Raw genomic sequence first — 17,502 nt, 5'->3', positions numbered from 1 at the left:
CCGGCCGGTGACTGCCGGCCAGTGGCTGTCGGCCGGCAGCCGGCGGTCAGCGGCTAGGCGTCGAGCGCGTTCGTGAGCACCCGCTCCCCGATGCCGCCGCGCATCGCCGCCGCCGCGGAACTCGTCGGCTTCCGCTCCGCCTGGTCGCGGAAGCAGCCGAGGAACTCCTCCGCGATCCCGAGGCGCGGGTGGCGCGCCAGCACCTCCGCCTTGAACGCGGCGGAGAAGTCGTCGGTGTACCGGCCGGAGATGTCCAGGCTGGTCGAGCGCTCCAGCAGGAAGCCCTCCGGATCCGCGTGGCCGTCGACGTCGTTCGCCATGTGCGCGACGATCACGTCCGCCAGTCGCTGCCGCCTGGCCGCCGGCCACCCCGCGCCCGCGGCGAACACCCATGCCACATGGCCGCCGGCATGGTCGAAGCCCACCGTGTGGCTGTCGAACTCCGGCGTCAGCCCGATGTCGTGGAGCAGCGCCGAGACGTAGAGCAGCTCGGGATCGAAGTCGATGCCCTGCGCCGTGCCGTACGCGGCGGCCCACACATGGGCCCGGACCGAGTGGTTCAGGAGCGCCGGCGAGCAGTAGGCGGTGGCCACCTCCAGGGCGGTGGCGCAGGCCGGGGTGTCGGGCGTCTTGATCATGTCGAGTGTCATGTCCGCGAGTATCGCGCGAGGGCGGGCCGCAGGCCGAGGGTGCGTACCGCCCCCTGCCCACCCCGCGGACGGAGCGCGCCCCGTCCGGGGTGTCCCGGACGGGGCGCGCTCCGGCCGCCCGTTCACCAGGCGAAGGCCTCCGGCGACGGTCCCGGACCGGGGAAGACCTCGTCGAGTCCGGCCAGCAGGTCGTCCGAGAGCTCCAGCTCGACCGCCCGCAGGGCGCTCTCCAGCTGCTCCGCCGTGCGCGGGCCGACGATGGGGCCCGTGACTCCGGGGCGGGTGAGCAGCCAGGCCAGCGCCGCCTCGCCGGGTTCGACGCCGTGCTTGTCGAGCAGGTCCTCGTACGCCTGGATCCGGGCGCGTACGGCCGTGTCGGCGAGGCTGTCGGCCGCCCGCCCGCTCGCGCGCCGTCCGCCCTCGACCTGCTTCTTGATGACGCCGCCCAGCAGCCCGCCGTGCAGCGGGGACCAGGGGATGACCCCGAGTCCGTACTCCTGCGCCGCCGGGATGACCTCCATCTCGGCGCGCCGCTCGAAGAGGTTGTAGAGGCACTGCTCGCTGACGAGGCCGACGGCGCCGCGACGCGCGGCGGTCTCGTTGGCCTGGGCGATCTTGTAGCCGGGGAAGTTGGAGGAGCCGGCGTAGAGGATCTTGCCCTGCTGGATCAGGACGTCGATCGCCTGCCAGATCTCGTCGAAGGGGGTCAGCCGGTCGACGTGGTGGAACTGGTAGATGTCGATGTGGTCGGTGCCGAGCCGGGTGAGGGAGGCGTCGACGGCGCGGCGGATGTTCAGGGCGGAGAGCTTGTCCTCGTTGGGCCAGGTCTCGCCCTCGCGGGACATGGAGCCGTAGACCTTGGTGGCGAGGACGGTCTTCTCGCGGCGGCCGCCGCCCCGGGCGAACCAGCTGCCGATGATCTCCTCGGTGCGGCCCTTGTTCTCACCCCAGCCGTAGACGTTGGCGGTGTCGAAATAGTTGATGCCCGCGTCCAGCGCGGCGTCCATGATCGCGTGGCTTCCGGCCTCGTCGGTCTGCGGGCCGAAGTTCATCGTGCCGAGGACGAGTCGGCTGACCTTGAGTCCGGTGCGTCCGAGCTGCGTGTACTTCATGGTCCCCAAGCCAACGCCTTGGAGCGCGCTCCAGGCAAGGGGGTTCCTGCGCACGCTCGTTGGAGCCGGCCGGGTCGGCCGCCGGGTCAGCCGCCGAGCCAGCTGCCGGCGTCGAGGCGGAAGGTGGTCTCCGCGGGGACGACCAGGCGCAGCGCGCTCTCCATGTCCCGTACGCGCTCGGCGCCGAGGGTCGCGGACCATTCCGCGTGGAGCCGGTCGAAGACCGCGGCCGAGCGGGCGAGGGCGTCGAGGCCGTGGGGTGTGAGGCGGACGAGCTTGCGGCGGGCGTCGGCGGGGTCGTCGGCGCGCTCGGCGTAGCCGAGGCCGAGGAGCCGGTCGACGGTCTTGCCCGCGGCCTGCTTGGAGACGCCGAGGTGGCGGCCGATGTCGCTGGCGGTCGTGCCGCGCGGGCCGCCCGCCGCGATGGCCTGCAGGGCGAAGCCGTGGGCGGGGCGGAGGTCGGGGTGGCCCTGGTGGGCGAGTTCGGCGTGGAGCCGGTCGATGAGGGTGCGGAAACCGGCGAAGAGGAGCAGGGGCAGCTCGTACCCGGCGACGGAATCGGATTCCCCCTTGCCGGTATCGACAACCTGGTTTACGTTTCTCTCGTCGAACTGGTCAACCATGTTGTCGATTCTACTCTCTGCTCGCGTCTACCCTGGAGCCGCCTTGTTCACCGATCACACCGTAGAGACCGCCCCCGCCGCCTCGCGCGGCCCGATGGAGCGCGTCGCCGCCGCCTGGGGCCACGTCCCGCAGGCCGTGGCCCGGATGGCCGAGTCGCCGCACGCGCTGGACGGCTTTCTCCGGCTGAGCGCGATGTTCGAGACCACGACGCTCGACCCGCACTCCCGAGAGACCGTCGTCCTGACCGTCGCCGTCCGTAACCAGTGCCATCTGTGCATCGGGATCCACGAGGCGAAACTCGCCGGCCTCGGCCCGGCGGAGAACCCCGAACGCCTGGAGGCCGTACGGCAGTTCACACACCAGCTCCTCGCCGCTTCGGGAGCCGTGAGCGACGAGGAGCTGGAGCGTTTTCTCGGGTTCGGGTACACCCGCCAGAACGCCCTGGAGGTCGTCCTCGGCATCGGGGCGTACACCCTGTCGACCCTGGCGAACCGGCTGACCCGCTCGGCGTGAGGGGCGAGGGGCGAGGGTTCACAGGAAGACCGCGACGATCGCCAGGGCGGAGCCGCCGAAGACGATGGCGTGGCGGATGTTCTGCTGGATCCGCACCCAGCCGGGGAAGGCGTTCTCGGCCGCCTTCAGGAAGGCGGGGACGTCGACGCGGGCCAGCTCGGGGTCGCCCTTGCGCCGGAACGCGGTGCTGACGGCCGAGACGGCGGTGAGGTTGCTGTAGAGGATCAGGGCGTTGCCGAGGACGACGAGCACCTGGAAGATCCAGGTCAGCGTCCCGCCCCAGCCGTGCCCAGCGAAGTTGAGGGCGGCGACGGCGGTCATGATCGCGGCGACCGAGACGGGGGCCCAGGTCTCGTGCCCGCTCGCGTCGAACTTGAGGTCGTTCTCGGCGAGGACCGCGGGCCGGATGCCCTGGCGGGAGAGCTCGGCCTCGGCGGCCGTCGTGGCGGCCGGGCCGAAGCGGTGGCGGACGATCGGGATGCTGACGAAGGCGAGAGCGATGAGCAGCTGCATGACCGCGGCGAGGTTGGCGTTCATCGGGGTGTGTCTCCTGTGATCCGGTGTCGTCGTTCCTGACGAGGAAGACGATGCCGATCCCGCCTGACACCCGGCGGGCAGGCGCCTGACAGCCCCTCGGGGGCGCTGTCAGCGCGCGCGACGGTCTGTCAGCGGCCGCCGTACGGGCCCGCGTACGCGGCGCCGAGGCCCCAGGCCTGGTGCATCGCCGAGGCGAACGCGGCCGCCAGCTTGTGCTCGCCGGACGGACCCGGGTGCGTGCCGTCGTACGTGTCCGTGGGCAGGTCGTACGACTCCGGTGCCGTCGCGAGCAGCAGTGGCGAGGCGGCCGTGTCCAGGTCGGCGACCGCCTTGGCGAGCAGCTCGTTGAAACGCTCGCACTCGGCGGCGAAGGGCGGGTCGTACGTGGCCCGGACGTTCGGGATGACCGGCATGACGACGGCCCTGACGCGCGGGTTCGCCGCGCGGGCGGCGGCGACGAAGGCGCGCGTGTTCTCCACGGTCTGCGCGCTGTTGGTGTAGAAGCCGAGGTCTATCAGGCCGAGGGAGACCAGCAGGACGTCGGCCCCGGTGGCGGTCACCGTCTCGCCGATCAGCGGCGCCATGTGCAGCCACCCCTCGCCCCAGCCGGCCAGATGGCGGCGGGCGGATCCGGGGAAGGCGGGGTCGGCGTAGGCGTGCGAGACGGGCGCCTCGGCGACGGAGTCGTACAGCTCGGTGCGCGGACCGACGATCTCGTACCCGCCGGGCAGCGTCGCCTCGAGGTGCTGCCACATCCGGTAGCGCCAGGTGTGGTCGCCGGCCTGTCCGATGGTGCAGCTGTCGCCGACGAACATGAAACGCATGGTCACATCATCCCGGAGGCCGCCCGCCCCCTGCGACGTGATCCCGGCCACCCGGCGTCGCCGCCACCGCGACCGCCGGCGGCCGCCGCCCCCGCCCCGGCGGCCTCCTGATCCGTGGCATGGCACGCTGGAGGACATGCGATCACTCCTGGGTGTTGTCGGCGCCGCCGCGCTGGTCCTGACCGTGGCTGCCGTCCCCGCCGCGGCCGCCGAGGCGGACCAGGACTTCACTATCAAGGACCCCCGGATCACCGAGTCCAGTGGTCTGGCCGCGAGCCGTCTCCACCCCGGGGTCTACTGGACGCACAACGACCAGGACGCGCCGCTGATCTACGGCATCGACTCCCGTACCGGCGAGACGGTCGCGACGCTCACCATGAAGGGCGTGGGCACGCCCCGGGACATGGAGGCGATCTCCGTCGGCCCGGACGGCGACATCTACGTCGGCGACATCGGCGACAACAGGGACGGCACCTGGGACCACGTCTGGATCTACCGCTTCCCCGAGCCGAAGCAGCTCGGGAACCAGACCGTGACGGCGAAGCAGTACGACGTGAAGTACGCCGACGGGCCGCGCAACGCCGAGGCCCTGATGGTGCATCCGAAGACGGGCCGGGTCTACATCGCCAGCAAGAACGAGAACACCGGCGGGCTGTACGCGGGCCCGGAGCGGCTCTCGACGGCGGGCACGAACGTCTTCCGGCGCGTCGACGACGTGCCGTGGGTGACCGACGGCGCCTTCTCGCCGGACGGCGAACGGCTCCTGCTGCGCGGCTACTTCAGCGCGAGGGAGTACGTGTGGAAGGACGGCCGCCTCGGTGACGAGGGCACCGCCGCGGGCGCGCCCTTCCAGGGGCAGGCGGAGTCGGTGACGTACACGAGGGACGGCTCGGCGCTGATGTTCGGCTCGGAGGGCGCGAACAGCAGGGTCGTCCGGGTGGACCGTGACGATCCGGACCGGCGGCCCTCGGCCGAGGCTCCCGGTGGATCGCCGAAGGACCCGGGCCAGGGCGGCGCGGACTCGTCGGCGACCGCGGAGGAGCGCGGCAACTTCACCGTGGGCGTGATCGTGCTCGGTGCCGCGACCGCGCTGGTCATCGGGGCGAAGCGCCTCCTGCGGCGCGGCTGACGAGCGCTTCGAAGCCGTCGAGGAGGCGTTCGAGCCCGAAGGTGAAGTGGTCGAACTCCCTGGAGAAGGTGTCCTCGGCGAGGGCCGCCATGCGGGGGTAGTCGCCGGTGGCCATCGCCCGTTCCAGGTACGGGCTCTGGTCGGCCCAGAAGTCCTCGTCGCTCACGCCGGTGTCCTTCACCGCCTCCACGGTGTCGATCTCCGTGCGGGCGACGCCGGCCACATAGCTCTGCACGGTGATGATCACCCCGATCGTTTCGGGGTCGCTCAGCCCCATCCCGTGCGGGCCCTTCAGCCCGGTCAGGCAGAGTTCGAGGCCGCGCAGCGCGCTGGGGCCCACGACCGAGCGGGCCTGGTTGACCCGGAGCAGCCAGGGGTGGGCGCGGAAGAGGGCGAGGTGGGCGCGGGCCAGCTTCTCGACGGTGTCCCGCCAGTGGGTGGGCGGTTCCGGGTCCCCCTGGAGGGACTCGCCCTGGACGCGGTCGAGCATCAGGTCGAGCAGCTCGGTCTTCCCGGGGACGTACCGGTACAGCGACATCGTCCCGACCCCGAGATCGGCCGCGACGCGCCGCATCGACACCGCGTCCAGGCCCTCCGCGTCGGCGACCCCGACCGCGGCCGTGACGATCCGGTCGAGGGTGAGGCCCGGCTTGGGGCCTCGGCTGGGGCGTCCGCCCGTGCCCCACAGGAGTTCCAGGCTGCTCGTCGTCGCGTCCTTCATGGGCTCACCTTAAAACTGAGTACATCGTACTCTGAATCGGGTACGGTGTACTCAGTTTCGCCGAACGGAGGATTCCCATGCACGAACACGCGGTCCTCGCCGAGGGCCTGCGCAAGCGGTACGGCGGCAGGCGCGGGAGCACGTACGCCCTCGACGGCCTCGACCTCACCGTCCGCCCCGGCACCGTCCACGGACTCCTCGGTCCCAACGGCGCCGGCAAGACCACCGCCGTGCGCGTCCTCGCCACCCTCCTGAGGCACGACGAGGGCCGGGCCGAGGTCGCCGGGCTCGACGTGGGCCGCGACCCGCGCGCCGTCCGCGCCCGGATCGGCCTCGCGGGCCAGTACGCCGCCGTCGACGAGGGCCTCACCGGCCGGCAGAACCTGGAGCTCTTCGGCCGCCTCTTCCACCTCGGCGCCCGCCGCGCCCGCGACCGCGCCGTCGAACTGCTGGACCGTTTCGACCTCGCCGAGGCCGCCGACAAGGGCGCGGGGAAGTACAGCGGGGGCATGCGCCGCCGCCTCGACCTGGCCGCCTCGATGATCCTCGCCCCGCGCGTCCTCTTCCTCGACGAACCGACCACCGGGCTCGACCCGCGCGGCCGCGGCGAGGTCTGGAACGCGGTCCGCACCCTGGTCGAGGGCGGCACGACGGTCCTGCTCACCACCCAGTACCTCGACGAGGCCGACCGGCTCGCGTCCAGGATCACGGTCATGGACCGGGGCCGGGCCATCGCCGACGACACCCCCGACGGGCTCAAGAACCGCGTGGGCGGCGACCGGATCGAGGTCGTCACGGCGGAACCCGCCGACCTCGCCGCCGCCCGCGCGGTCGTCGCCCGCCTGGCCGACGGCGAACCGGTCGTGGACGCCCACGAACGGCGGGTCCACGCCCCGGTCTCCGACCGGGTCACGGCCCTGACCGAGGTGGCCAGGACCCTTCAGGACGAACACATCGCGGTGGACGACATCGGACTGCGCCGCCCCAGCCTCGACGACGTCTTCCTCAGCCTGACCGGCCACGGCGCCCGTACGGACGGAGCAGCAGCATGACGACCACCGACCCGGTCTCCACCGTCGAGGCCACCCTCGACCTCACCCCCGGCACCCGCCACGGGCGCGCCTACTGGGCCGTCGTGGACTGCTGGAACGTGGTCCGCCGCACCCTGCTGAACTACCGCCGCCAGCCCCTCGCGATCCTCTGGGTGCTCGGCTTCCCCATCGTCTCCGTCCTGCTCTACGGGTTCGTCTTCGGCAGCGCGATGCGCGTCCCCGGCGGCGGCGACTACCGCGAGTTCCTGATGCCCGGCATGTTCGCGACGACCATGGCCTTCGGCTTCATGAACACGGCCACCACCGTCGTCACGGACGTCCGCAAGGGGGTCGTCGACCGCTTCCGCTCCATGCCGATGGCGCCGTCCGCCGTCACCACCGGCCGGGGCGTCGCCGACCTCCTCGTCGCCTGCGCCGAGCTCACGATCCTCGCCGTGACCGCCCTCGCCATCGGCTGGACCTCCGACGGCGGCCCCGCCGCGACGGTGCTCGCCTTCGGCCTGCTGCTGCTCCTGCGCTTCGCGCTGATCTGGGTCGGGGTGTGGGCCGGTCTCGTCCTGCCGAACGCCGAGGCCGCGGGCGCCCTGTACGCCGTGATCTTCCCGCTGACGATGGTCTCCAGCGTGTACGTCGCCCCCGGCCTGATGCCCTCCTGGCTGGCGCCCGCCGCCGCGTGGAACCCGATCTCCTCGACCGTCACCGCGACCCGCGAGCTGTTCGGCAACCCAGGGGCGGGCGGCGGCAGCTGGGTGGAGCAGAACGCCGTGCTCATGGCCTTCGTCTGGCCCCTCGCGATCACGGCGGTCTTCCTCCCGCTCGCGGTGCGCCGCTTCCAGCGCCTCAGCCGCTGACTCCCCGTCTCGACCGTGGGGGCCGCCGGGCCGACACTGGAAGGGGACCGGAAAACGCGTGGAGGAACCATGACGGCATTCACTCGCGAGAACACCCCCGTCGCCCTGGAGGGCGACGGCGTGGAGGTCCGGCTGAAGGACGTCGGCGGCGGCATGACGCTCGGCTTCGTCAGCCTCCCGAAGGGCATGGACATGGCTCCGGCGTTCAAGGGCCTGAAGGACGACATGTGCCAGTGCCCCCACTGGGGATACCTGCTCAAGGGCCGGATCAGGATGCGGACCGCTTCGGAAGAGGAGATCTTCGAGGCCGGTCAGGCGTACTACTGGGGACCGGGCCATGTGCCCGAGGCCCTGGAGGACGTCGAGGTCGTGGAGTTCTCGCCGACCGTCGAGTTCAACGAGGTCGTCGACCACATCAAGGCGCAGATGGGCTGACCCGCCCGGACGGTCGCCCGCGGGTACGGCGAAGGGCCCGGCATCGGCCGATGTCCGATGCCGGGCCCTTCCGTACGGCCAGGGGTCAGAGCTTCTCGATCACGTGGTCGATGCAGGCCGTCAGGGCCCGCACGTCCGCAGGGTCGACCGCCGGGAACATCGCGATCCGCAGCTGGTTGCGGCCCAGCTTGCGGTACGGCTCGGTGTCCACGATGCCGTTGGCGCGCAGCACCTTCGCCACCGCCGCCGCGTCGACGTCCTCGGCGAAGTCGATGGTGCCGATGACCTGCGAGCGCTTGGCCGCGTCCGTGACGAACGGCGTCGCGTACTTGGACTCCTCGGCCCAGCCGTACAGCGCCTGCGAGGACTCCTTCGTCCGGGCCACGGCCCAGTCCAGACCGCCCTGACCGTTGATCCACTTCAGCTGCTCGTTGAGCAGGAAGACGGTCGACAGCGCCGGGGTGTTGTACGTCTGGTTCTTCAGCGAGTTGTCGATCGCCGTCGGGAGCGAGAAGAACTCCGGGATGTGCCGGCCGGACGCGTGGATGCGCGCGGCGCGCTCCAGGGCGGCCGGCGAGAAGGCCGCGAGCCACAGGCCGCCGTCGGCGGCGAAGGACTTCTGCGGCGCGAAGTAGTAGACGTCCGACTCGGTGATGTCGACCGGGAGGCCGCCCGCGCCCGAGGTCGCGTCGACCAGGACGAGCGCGCCCTCGTCGGCGCCCGCGACCCGCTTCACCGGGGCCGCGACACCGGTGGAGGTCTCGTTGTGCGTGTACGCGTACACGTCGACGCCCGCCTCGGCCTGCGGCTCCGGGTGGGTGCCCGGGTCGGAGGAGATCACGGTCGGCTCGGCCAGCCAGGGGGCCAGCTTCGCGGCCTTCGCGAACTTGGAGGAGAACTCGCCGAAGGTGAGGTGCTGCGACTTCGACTCGATCAGCCCGTGGGTCGCGATGTCCCAGAAGGCGGTCGAGCCGCCATTGCCCAGGATCACCTCGTAGCCCTCGGGCAGCGAGAAGAGGTCACGCACTCCGGCACGTACCTCGCCGACCAGGTTCTTGACCGGAGCCTGGCGGTGGGACGTGCCGAGGAGGGAGGTGCCGGTGGCGGCCAGGGCGTCCAGCGCCTCCGTACGCACCTTGGAGGGGCCCGCGCCGAAACGGCCGTCGGCGGGCTTGATGTCAGCGGGAATCCGGATCTCAGCCACGAGGCGGAGCGTATCGGGTCGGACCGCACACGGCCGACGATGTCCGCCGGATGAGACGACAGGTGAGACATCCTGACCTCGTGCGAAAACACCACGAGCGGTCCGAGCTGGAGGCGGCGCTGCGCGCGGCCGTGGCAGGAGAGGTCGACTTCGGCACCACGGCGCGGGCGCTGATGACCATGGACGCGTCCAACTACCGCCGGGTGCCGGTGGGTGTGGTCGCGCCCCGGGACGCCGACGACGTGGCGGCGGTGCTGTCCGTCTGCCGCGCGCGCGGGGTGCCGGTCGTCCCCCGGGGCGGCGGCACGTCGATCGCGGGGCAGGCGACGGGGACGGGCATCGTGCTCGACCTCACCCGTCATATGCGCTCGGTCGTCTCCGTCGACCACGAGGCGCGGACCGCCGTGGTCCAGCCGGGCGTGGTCCTCGACCGGCTGCGGGACGCGGTTCGCCCGTACGGGCTGACTTTCGGCCCCGATCCCTCCACGCACAGCCGCTGCACCCTCGGCGGGATGATCGGCAACAACGCCTGCGGCGCGCACTCGGTGGCCTGGGGCACGACCGCCGACAACGTGCTCGCCCTCGACGTCCGTACGTACGGGGGCGAGGCGCTGCTCCCCGGGCGGGGGTGGCAGGGGGCCCCGGCGGGGCTGCGGGAGCTGATCGACCGGAATCTGGCGCTGGTGCGGACCGGATATCCGGAGGGTCTCCCGCGCAGGATCTCCGGCTACGCGCTCGACGCGCTGCTGCCGGAGCGGGGCGGCGACGTGGCCCGGCTGCTCAGCGGGAGCGAGGGGACGCTCGGAGTGGTGACGGAGGCGACCGTACGGCTCGTTCCGCTGCCCGCCTCGCCGGTCCTGGTGGTCCTCGGGTACGCGGACGAGAGCGCGGCGGCCGACGCGGCGGCCGGGCTCCTGCCGTACGGCCCGCTGACCGTGGAGGGGATGGCGGCCGATCTGGTGCGGGGCACCTCCGGGCTGCCGCGCGGCGGGGCCTGGCTGTTCGTGGAGACGGACGGGGAGGCGGCGGCGCGCGAGCTGGTGCGGGCGGCGGACGCGCTGGACGCCTCGGTGGTGGTCGACGCGGCGGACCAGCGGGCGCTGTGGCGGATCCGGGAGGACGCTGCGGGTACGGCGACCCGGATGCCCGGGGGCGGGGAGGCGTGGCCGGGGTGGGAGGACTGCGCGGTGCCGCCGGCCCGGCTGGGGGCGTACCTGCGGGAGTTCCGCGCCCTGCTGGCCGAGCACGGCCTGCGGGGGACGCCGTACGGGCACTTCGGCGACGGCTGCATCCACGTCCGTATCGACTTCGACCTGTACTCGGGCGCGGGGGTCGGCCGCTTCCGGGCGTTCTCCGAGGCGGTGGCCGACCTGGTGGTCGCGCACGGCGGCTCGCTCTCGGGGGAGCACGGGGACGGCCAGGCGCGGGCGGAGCTGCTGCCGCGGATGTACGGCTCCGAGCTGGTCGCGCTGTTCGGCGCGGTCAAGGACGTGTGGGACCCGGACGGCGGGCTGAACCCGGGGATGCTGGTGCGGCCGCTGCCGCTGGACGAGGGCCTGCGCTTCAAGGCCCTGCCGGTGGTGGGCCGGGAGGTGGCGCGCTGCGTGGGCGTGGCGAAGTGCCGGGTGGAGGGACCGACGTCGGGGCCGGAGGTGATGTGCCCCTCGTACCGGGCGACGGGGGAGGAGCGGCACTCGACGCGGGGCCGGGCGCGGCTGCTGCACGAGATGGCGCTCGGCGAGGTGATCACGGACGGCTGGCGCTCGGAGGAGGTCAAGGAGGCGCTCGACCTCTGTCTGTCGTGCAAGGGGTGCCGGAGCGACTGTCCGGTGGGCGTGGACATGGCCGCGTACAAGGCGCAGTTCCTGGACCGGCACTACGCGGACCGGCGGCGGCCGTGGTCGCACGTCACGATGGGGCGGCTGCCGGAGTGGCTGCGGATGTTCGGCCCGGCCCTGAACCTGGCGCGGATGTTCCCCTCGCGGTTCGCGGGCGTCGCCCCGGAACGGGAGCTGCCGAAGGTGGCGTCGCGGACGTTCGTCTCCTGGTTCGGTACGCGCCTGGAGACGGCATCGGACGTGTGGCTCTGGCCGGACACGTTCACCAACCATCTGGCGCCCCGGGTCGGCAAGTCGGCCGTACGGGTCCTGGAGGCGGCCGGGGTGCGGGTGGGGCTGCCGCCGGGGCGGGTGTGCTGCGGGCTGACGTACGTGTCGACGGGGCAGCTGGACCGGGCGCGGGCGACGATGGCCAGGACGCTCGACGTGATGGAGCCCGGGCTCGGCCACCCCGTGGTCGTCCTCGAACCGTCCTGTGCGGCGACCCTGCGGACGGACCTCCCGGAGCTCCTCCCGGACGACCCGCGCGCGCGGGAACTGGCCTCCTCCGTACGGACCTTCGCGCAGGCCCTGGAGGAGTTCGCCCCCGCGTGGGAGCCGCCCCGCCTGGACCACCCGGTCGCCGGCCAGACCCACTGCCACCAGCACGCGGTCCTGGGTGACGGGCCGGACCGCCGACTGCGCGAACGGATGGGCCTGGTGGGTGAGCTGAGCGGCGGCTGCTGCGGTCTCGCGGGCAACTTCGGCTTCGAGCCGGGCCATTACGAGGTCTCGGTGGCCTGCGCCGAGGACCAGCTCCTCCCGGCGGTCCGCGCGGCGGACGACAACGCGCTGATCCTGGCCGACGGCTTCTCCTGCCGCACCCAGCTCGAGTCCCTGGCGGGCCGCACGGCCCGGCACATGGCGGAGGTCCTGGCGGAGGCGGTCCGGGAGCAGTAACATACATACATGAATGTACGTGAGCAGCCGGACTCTCCGCGGCCGCGGCGTTCGACCCAGGCCGAGCGGCGGGAGCGGACGCGCGGCGCGCTGCTGGAGTCGGCGGCCCGGGGACTGTCCCGGCACGGGTACAGCAATCTCGTCCTGGAACAGGTGGCGAGGGACGCCGGCTACACGCGTGGCGCGCTCTACCACCAGTTCAAGGACAAGCAGGACCTCGCCCTCGCCGTGTCCGAATGGGTCTTCCAGGCCTGGGACCAGGAGGTCGGACAGCACGTCGAGCGCGAGCCGGACCCGCTCGCCGCGCTCCTCACCCTCGCCCGCGCCCACACCGTCTTCTGCCGGCGCGACATCGCCCGCGTGGTCGTCGCGCTGCGTCTGGAGTTCTCCGGGCAGGACCACCCGATCGGACAGCGGGTGGAGGCGGGCTATCGCGAGCTCCGCGACCTCTGCACGGCCTTCGTCGAAGCCGGACGCGCGGCGGGGACGATCCCCGGCGGACCGCCCGCCGGTGACGTCGCGCTCGCCTACATCGGCGCGCTCGAAGGAACCTCGATCGCCCTCGCCGGCCGCGTGCCCGACGACGTGTCACTCGTCGTCGCCGCGGTCGCGGGCGCCCTCGGGCTCGACCCCCGCACGACGCACCCCTCTGTACGGAACGAACCGCAGGAGGAACGCCATGGAACTTCCCAAGTCCGCGCACACGTCCCGCCCCTGGCGGATCCACGAGATAGCGCCTGACTTCCGTCTCTACGACGTCTGGGCGCTGCCCACGCCCGGCGGGCCCGACGAATTCCCGCGCCTGGTGGACAACTTCGCCGGTGGCGACACGGGTGACAACTCCTCCCCGGTCGCCCGCCTGCTCTTCGCGATCCGCTGGAAGCTCGGCAAGGTGCTCGGCTGGGACGACAGGGACAAGGGGCTCGGCTCCCGGGTGCCGACCCTGCGCGACCGGCTGCCGCAGGACCTGCGCGACGGCCCGGCCGGACCGGAGTTCACGCGGCTGCCCTTCACCTCCGTCTACCTGAGGGAGGACGAGTGGGCGGCGGAGATGGCCAACCGGACCATGCACGGAGTGATGCACCTGAGCTGGGTTCCCGACGGCGCGGGCGGCCACCGCGGCCAGATGGCCGTCCTGGTGAAGCCCAACGGCCTCTTCGGCAAGGCCTACATGGCCGCGATCTCCCCCTTCCGGCACCTGCTCGTGTACCCGCCGCTGATGCGCGACATCGGCCGCGAGTGGCGGGAGTCCGCGCCACGGGTGTGAGGGTGTCCGGGGTCAGACCGTCTCCGTGCGAAGGCCGGACGTGTCTGCGCGGCCCGCCGCGTTCGTCCTGGTGAACGCGCGGCGGTAGGTGCGCGGCGGTACGCCTCGGCGACGGACGAACTGTTCCCGCAGGACCGCCGCGCTGCCGTACCCGACCAGCCGGGCGATCTCCTCGACCGGGAGGTCCGTCGTCTCCAGGAGCTCCTCCGCCCTGCCGAGCCGCAGGCCGAGGAGCCAGGCATGAGGTGTCGTCCCGGTCGCGGCGGCGAAGCGGCGGGCGAAGGAGCGGCGGCTCATCAGGGCGCGGCGGGCCAGTTCGGCCACGGGCAGCGGCTCGTGGAGGTGTTCGCGCGCCCAGGCGAGGACGCCGGCCAGCCGCTCGTCCTCGCAGTCCTCGGGGACGGGGGCGGCGACGTACTGCGCCTGGCCGCCGTCGCGGTGGGGCGGGAGGACGAGGTCGCGGGCGACGGCGTTCGCGGCGGCGGATCCGTACTCGCGGCGCAGCAGATGGAGGCAGAGGTCGAAGCCGGCCGCGGCGCCCGCGCCGGTGAGGATCCGGCCCTCGTCGACGTACAGGGCGTCCCGCTCGACGGTCACGGACGGGTGGCGGCGCGCGAGCAGGTCGGCGAACCGCCAGTGGGTGGTGGCCCGCAGCCCGTCGAGCAGCCCGGCGGCGGCGAGCGCGAACGCCCCGACGCAGTGCGCCCCGACGAGTGCGCCGCGGGCGTGGGCGGCCCTGAGCGCGTCGAGCACGGGGGCGGGCGGCGGGGTGCGGAAGTCGGCCCAGGGGAGGGCGAGTACGAGATCGGCGGATGCGAGGCGGTCGAGCCCGTGGGTGACGGCCAGCGGCACGCCGAGGTCGGTCGTGACCGTCCCGGGCCGGTCGGAGCAGAGCGCGAAGTCGAAGCGGGGCAGGCCCTCGGGGGGTGCGCCGAAGACCTCGGAGACGAGCCCGACGGCGAGCATGCCGACGCGCGGCGGGGCGTAGGCGGCGATGCTGAGGAAGGGCGGCATGCGGGGAGTCTGGCACGCGCCTGGCACAAAACCTGCGATGGGTGGCAGCACGGCCACTCGTCGACGGCCTCCCGCCCGGCGAAGCTTGCGGTCATGACAGACAAGCCGCGTGCCAGCACCGCCACCTACACCGTCCTGACCACCGGGTACACCACGTCCACGGGCCCCGGCGTCGCCGCCACCGTCTCGTACGTGACCGACGGCGACCGCCATGTGATCGTCGACCCGGGCATGGTCGCGAGCCGCGACCGCATCCTCGGCCCGCTGGCCGAACTGGGCCTGGGCCCGGACGACATCACCGACGTCGTGCTCAGCCACCACCACCCCGACAACACCATGAACGTGGGCCTGTTCGGCCGGGCGCGCGTCCACGACCACAAGGCCGAGTACCTGAACGACCAGTGGACCGACCGGGACGCCGAGGGCCACGAACTCACCCCGTCGCTGCGCCTGATCCGCACCCCCGGCCACAGCCCGGAGGACATCACGCTGCTCGCCGGCACGGCCGAGGGCGTCGTCGCCTTCGTCGGCGACCTCTGGTGGCGCCCGGACGGCCCGGCGGAGGACCCGGTGGCTCCCGACCGGGACGGACTCCGCACCTCGCGCCGCCGCGTCCTCGCGACCTCCGACGTCGTGGTCCCGGGCCACGGCCACCCGTTCCCCGCGGGCCCCGACGCCGTTCTTTGACCCACGGCGCTCACGCTCGTGCTCAGGCGCCCTGGGCGATGGTGCGGGCCAGGGCGACCAGGAGGTGGGTCGACGGGTGGGGGGAGGCGTCGCGCCAGGCCAGGAGGACGTGCACCGGTGGGGCATCCGCGAGGGGACGGTAGGTGACGCCGGGGTGGGGGTGCATCGCCGCCGTCGACGCCGAGGAGACGCCGACCCCGCGGCCGGCCGCGATCGCCGTGAGCCAGTCGTCGGTGTTGCCGACCGTCAGGGTGGCGGCCGGGCGGTGCGCCGCTGGCCACAGGGCGGGGGTCGTCGTGCCGGAGACCGTGTTGAGGACGACCGTCTCGTCCGCCAGGTCCGCGAGTGTCAGGGTCGTACGGGAGGCCAGCGCGCTGTCCGTCGCCACCGCGGCCACCCGGTGCTCGGTCGCCAGCTCCTCCGTCGCCAGGCCCGGCGCGTCCACCGGCCCCCTGAGCAGCGCCGCGTCCACCTCGCCGCGGACCAGGCCCGCCGTGCGGTCGTCGATGCGGAGCAGCTCCAGCGGGGTCTCGGGGTGCTCGCGCTGCCAGCGCCGTAGCAGCGGCGTGGTGAACGGGCCGAAGGCCGACCACGCGTGGCCGAGCCGCAGCGGCCGGTGGCGCAGCCGCTCCGGGTCGAGGGCCGTGTCGAACGCCGCGACCGCCGCCGCCGCGCGGTCGTGGAAGGCGCGCCCCTCGGCGGTGAGCGCCAGGTGGTGCGTGGAGCGGTCGACGAGCCGGACGCCGAGGTGTTTCTCCAGCGCGGCGAGCGTGCGGGAGACCGCGGGCTGGGTGAGGTGGAGCCGGGCGGCTGCCCTGGTCACGTTGCCCTCCTCCGCGATGGCGAGGAAGCAGCGGAGATGACGCAGCTCGATGCTCATGCATCCGGAGCATAACCGCAGCCCAATCGGCATTTCACGTGCCGCGCGGGCGCTCGTAGCGTGAGAGGCGGAACCCCCTTGACGAGTCTATTATTCTGGACTTGAAGGTCTAATCTGATGAACTAGGCAGGGAGTGAGCCGGTGGACAGCCCGGTCAAGGACATCGCCGCAGGCTCGGCACCGGCGGCGGCTTCGGGCCCCGCGCAGGGGCCCGCGCCGGGCGCCGTGGCCGCCACCCCGTCCGCCGCCGGCCGTGGCGCCGGCGCTGCCACCGCCGCCGGGCGTGCCACCCGGCTCGGGCCCGTCGCGCTCGTCGTCGCCGGCGGGCTCTCCGTGCAGTTCGGGTCGGCCGTCGCCGTCATGCTCATGCCCCGCGCGGGCGCCCTCGGCGTCGTCACGCTGCGGCTCGTCCTCGCCGCCCTCGTCCTGCTGATCGTCTGCCGCCCCAAGGTCCGCGGCTACGGCCGCGCCGACTGGGGCACCGTCGTCGCCTTCGGCACCGCCATGGCGGGCATGAACATCCTCTTCTACCAGGCCGCGGACCGTATCCCGCTCGGCGCCGCCGTGACCCTGGAGGTCCTCGGCCCGCTCGTCCTCTCCGTGATCGCCTCGCGCCGGCTGATGAACCTGCTCTGGGCCGGGCTCGCGCTCGGCGGCGTCGTCCTGCTCAGCGGCGGCGGCTTCGACCGGCTGGATCCGGTCGGCGCGGCCTTCGCGCTCGCGGCGGGCGCGATGTGGGCGGCGTACATCGTCTTCAGCGCCCGGACCGGCCGGCGCTTCCCGCAGGCGGACGGGCTGGCGCTGGCGATGGCGTTCGGCGCGGTCCTGAGCCTGCCGTTCGGCCTCGTCGAGGCGGGCGACAAGCTCCTCGTCCCCTCCACGATCGGCCTCGGCCTCGCCGTCGCGCTGATGTCCTCCGTCCTCCCCTACACCCTCGAACTCCTCGCCCTGCGCCGCCTCCCCGCCCCCACCTTCGCGATCCTGATGAGCCTGGAACCGGCCATCGCGGCGGGCGCCGGCTTCCTCGTCCTGAGCCAGGCGCTCTCCCTGACCGACGCGCTCGCGATCGCCCTGGTCATCGCGGCGAGCATGGGCGCCGTCCGCACCCAGATGAAGCGCGCCGCCGCCCTGCCGCCCCAGGCCTAGGGCCTCTCGTTTGGATCTTGCCGGGCTCGCGTGCCCTGGTGCCGCGCCTCGCCGCGTTGTCGTCGGTCGGCATGGCTCC

General features: G+C 73.1%; 19 protein-coding genes. 10 read left to right on the top strand and 9 right to left on the bottom strand.

What is annotated here, in order from left to right:
* Positions 1-53: 53 nt before the first annotated feature.
* The 3 genes from ACFVGW_RS15670 to ACFVGW_RS15660 all read right to left on the bottom strand — a co-directional run bounded on the left by ACFVGW_RS15670 (position 54) and on the right by ACFVGW_RS15660 (position 2,385).
* Positions 54-650 carry an HD domain-containing protein gene (locus ACFVGW_RS15670; protein WP_385852345.1) on the bottom strand — a complete coding sequence of 199 codons (597 nt, stop codon included), beginning with the start codon at positions 648-650 and terminating at the stop codon, positions 54-56.
* Positions 651-772: 122 nt separating this feature from the next.
* Positions 773-1,762 carry an aldo/keto reductase gene (locus ACFVGW_RS15665; RefSeq protein ID WP_383228308.1) on the bottom strand — a complete coding sequence of 330 codons (990 nt, stop codon included), beginning with the start codon at positions 1,760-1,762 and terminating at the stop codon, positions 773-775.
* An 86-nt stretch (positions 1,763-1,848) separates the two neighbouring features.
* A complete protein-coding gene (locus ACFVGW_RS15660; protein ID WP_385852344.1) occupies positions 1,849-2,385 on the bottom strand; it encodes a MarR family winged helix-turn-helix transcriptional regulator in 537 nt (178 codons plus the stop codon).
* A gap of 43 nt (positions 2,386-2,428) precedes the next feature.
* Here ACFVGW_RS15660 and ACFVGW_RS15655 point away from each other — a divergent pair, with 43 nt between their 5' ends.
* A complete protein-coding gene (locus ACFVGW_RS15655) occupies positions 2,429-2,899 on the top strand; it encodes a carboxymuconolactone decarboxylase family protein (protein WP_385852343.1) in 471 nt (156 codons plus the stop codon).
* Between the two features lie 18 nt (positions 2,900-2,917).
* On the opposite strand, the gene ACFVGW_RS15650 is transcribed toward ACFVGW_RS15655, so the two are convergent.
* On the bottom strand, positions 2,918-3,436 hold the full coding sequence (locus tag ACFVGW_RS15650) for a hypothetical protein (protein WP_385852342.1): 519 nt from the start codon (positions 3,434-3,436) through the stop codon (positions 2,918-2,920).
* Positions 3,437-3,564: 128 nt separating this feature from the next.
* Positions 3,565-4,260, bottom strand: coding sequence for a GDSL-type esterase/lipase family protein (locus ACFVGW_RS15645; RefSeq protein ID WP_385852341.1), 696 nt, complete (start codon positions 4,258-4,260; stop codon positions 3,565-3,567).
* Positions 4,261-4,396: 136 nt separating this feature from the next.
* Between ACFVGW_RS15645 and ACFVGW_RS15640 the strand changes: the two genes are divergently transcribed.
* On the top strand, positions 4,397-5,389 hold the full coding sequence (locus ACFVGW_RS15640; protein ID WP_385852340.1) for a WD40 repeat domain-containing protein: 993 nt from the start codon (positions 4,397-4,399) through the stop codon (positions 5,387-5,389).
* Here the strand turns inward: ACFVGW_RS15640 and ACFVGW_RS15635 are convergent.
* Positions 5,355-6,110 (bottom strand): TetR/AcrR family transcriptional regulator, encoded by a 756-nt coding sequence (locus ACFVGW_RS15635; protein WP_385852339.1) that lies wholly within the window; start codon positions 6,108-6,110, stop codon positions 5,355-5,357. The two genes, ACFVGW_RS15640 and ACFVGW_RS15635, sit on opposite strands and share 35 nt — an antisense overlap.
* A gap of 77 nt (positions 6,111-6,187) precedes the next feature.
* On the opposite strand from ACFVGW_RS15635, the gene ACFVGW_RS15630 reads away from it, so the two are divergent.
* From ACFVGW_RS15630 to ACFVGW_RS15620, 3 genes are all read left to right on the top strand, one after another.
* A complete protein-coding gene (locus ACFVGW_RS15630; protein ID WP_385852338.1) occupies positions 6,188-7,162 on the top strand; it encodes an ATP-binding cassette domain-containing protein in 975 nt (324 codons plus the stop codon).
* Entirely contained in the window at positions 7,159-8,013 is an 855-nt protein-coding gene (locus tag ACFVGW_RS15625) for an ABC transporter permease (RefSeq protein WP_385852337.1), read from the top strand. Before ACFVGW_RS15630 ends, ACFVGW_RS15625 begins: the two co-directional genes overlap by 4 nt.
* A gap of 69 nt (positions 8,014-8,082) precedes the next feature.
* Positions 8,083-8,448, top strand: coding sequence for a hypothetical protein (locus ACFVGW_RS15620; RefSeq protein ID WP_385852336.1), 366 nt, complete (start codon positions 8,083-8,085; stop codon positions 8,446-8,448).
* 85 nt (positions 8,449-8,533) lie between these two features.
* On the opposite strand, the gene serC is transcribed toward ACFVGW_RS15620, so the two are convergent.
* Complete coding sequence (gene serC, locus ACFVGW_RS15615) at positions 8,534-9,652, bottom strand: phosphoserine transaminase (RefSeq protein ID WP_385852335.1); 1,119 nt, start codon at positions 9,650-9,652, stop codon at positions 8,534-8,536.
* 50 nt (positions 9,653-9,702) lie between these two features.
* Between serC and ACFVGW_RS15610 the strand changes: the two genes are divergently transcribed.
* Genes ACFVGW_RS15610 through ACFVGW_RS15600 form a run of 3 tightly spaced genes read left to right on the top strand, consistent with a single transcriptional unit; the run spans position 9,703 to position 13,696 of the window.
* Complete coding sequence (locus ACFVGW_RS15610) at positions 9,703-12,429, top strand: FAD-binding and (Fe-S)-binding domain-containing protein (RefSeq protein ID WP_385852334.1); 2,727 nt, start codon at positions 9,703-9,705, stop codon at positions 12,427-12,429.
* Between the two features lie 9 nt (positions 12,430-12,438).
* Complete coding sequence (locus tag ACFVGW_RS15605; RefSeq protein ID WP_385852333.1) at positions 12,439-13,170, top strand: TetR/AcrR family transcriptional regulator; 732 nt, start codon at positions 12,439-12,441, stop codon at positions 13,168-13,170.
* Positions 13,109-13,696 carry a DUF2867 domain-containing protein gene (locus tag ACFVGW_RS15600; RefSeq protein WP_385852332.1) on the top strand — a complete coding sequence of 196 codons (588 nt, stop codon included), beginning with the start codon at positions 13,109-13,111 and terminating at the stop codon, positions 13,694-13,696. Before ACFVGW_RS15605 ends, ACFVGW_RS15600 begins: the two co-directional genes overlap by 62 nt.
* Positions 13,697-13,708: 12 nt before the next feature.
* On the opposite strand, the gene ACFVGW_RS15595 is transcribed toward ACFVGW_RS15600, so the two are convergent.
* A complete protein-coding gene (locus ACFVGW_RS15595) occupies positions 13,709-14,710 on the bottom strand; it encodes a GlxA family transcriptional regulator (RefSeq protein WP_385852331.1) in 1,002 nt (333 codons plus the stop codon).
* 93 nt (positions 14,711-14,803) lie between these two features.
* Here ACFVGW_RS15595 and ACFVGW_RS15590 point away from each other — a divergent pair, with 93 nt between their 5' ends.
* Positions 14,804-15,397, top strand: coding sequence for an MBL fold metallo-hydrolase (locus tag ACFVGW_RS15590; RefSeq protein WP_383228332.1), 594 nt, complete (start codon positions 14,804-14,806; stop codon positions 15,395-15,397).
* Positions 15,398-15,419: 22 nt separating this feature from the next.
* On the opposite strand, the gene ACFVGW_RS15585 is transcribed toward ACFVGW_RS15590, so the two are convergent.
* On the bottom strand, positions 15,420-16,277 hold the full coding sequence (locus ACFVGW_RS15585) for a LysR family transcriptional regulator (RefSeq protein ID WP_385852330.1): 858 nt from the start codon (positions 16,275-16,277) through the stop codon (positions 15,420-15,422).
* 225 nt (positions 16,278-16,502) lie between these two features.
* Here ACFVGW_RS15585 and ACFVGW_RS15580 point away from each other — a divergent pair, with 225 nt between their 5' ends.
* On the top strand, positions 16,503-17,423 hold the full coding sequence (locus ACFVGW_RS15580) for a DMT family transporter (protein WP_385852486.1): 921 nt from the start codon (positions 16,503-16,505) through the stop codon (positions 17,421-17,423).
* Positions 17,424-17,502: the final 79 nt, after the last annotated feature.

Origin of the sequence: Streptomyces sp. NPDC127129, from assembly GCF_042671585.1 — a bacterium.
Taxonomy (GTDB): Bacteria; Actinomycetota; Actinomycetes; order Streptomycetales; family Streptomycetaceae; genus Streptomyces.
This window is presented reverse-complemented; position numbering and strand designations above follow the sequence as displayed.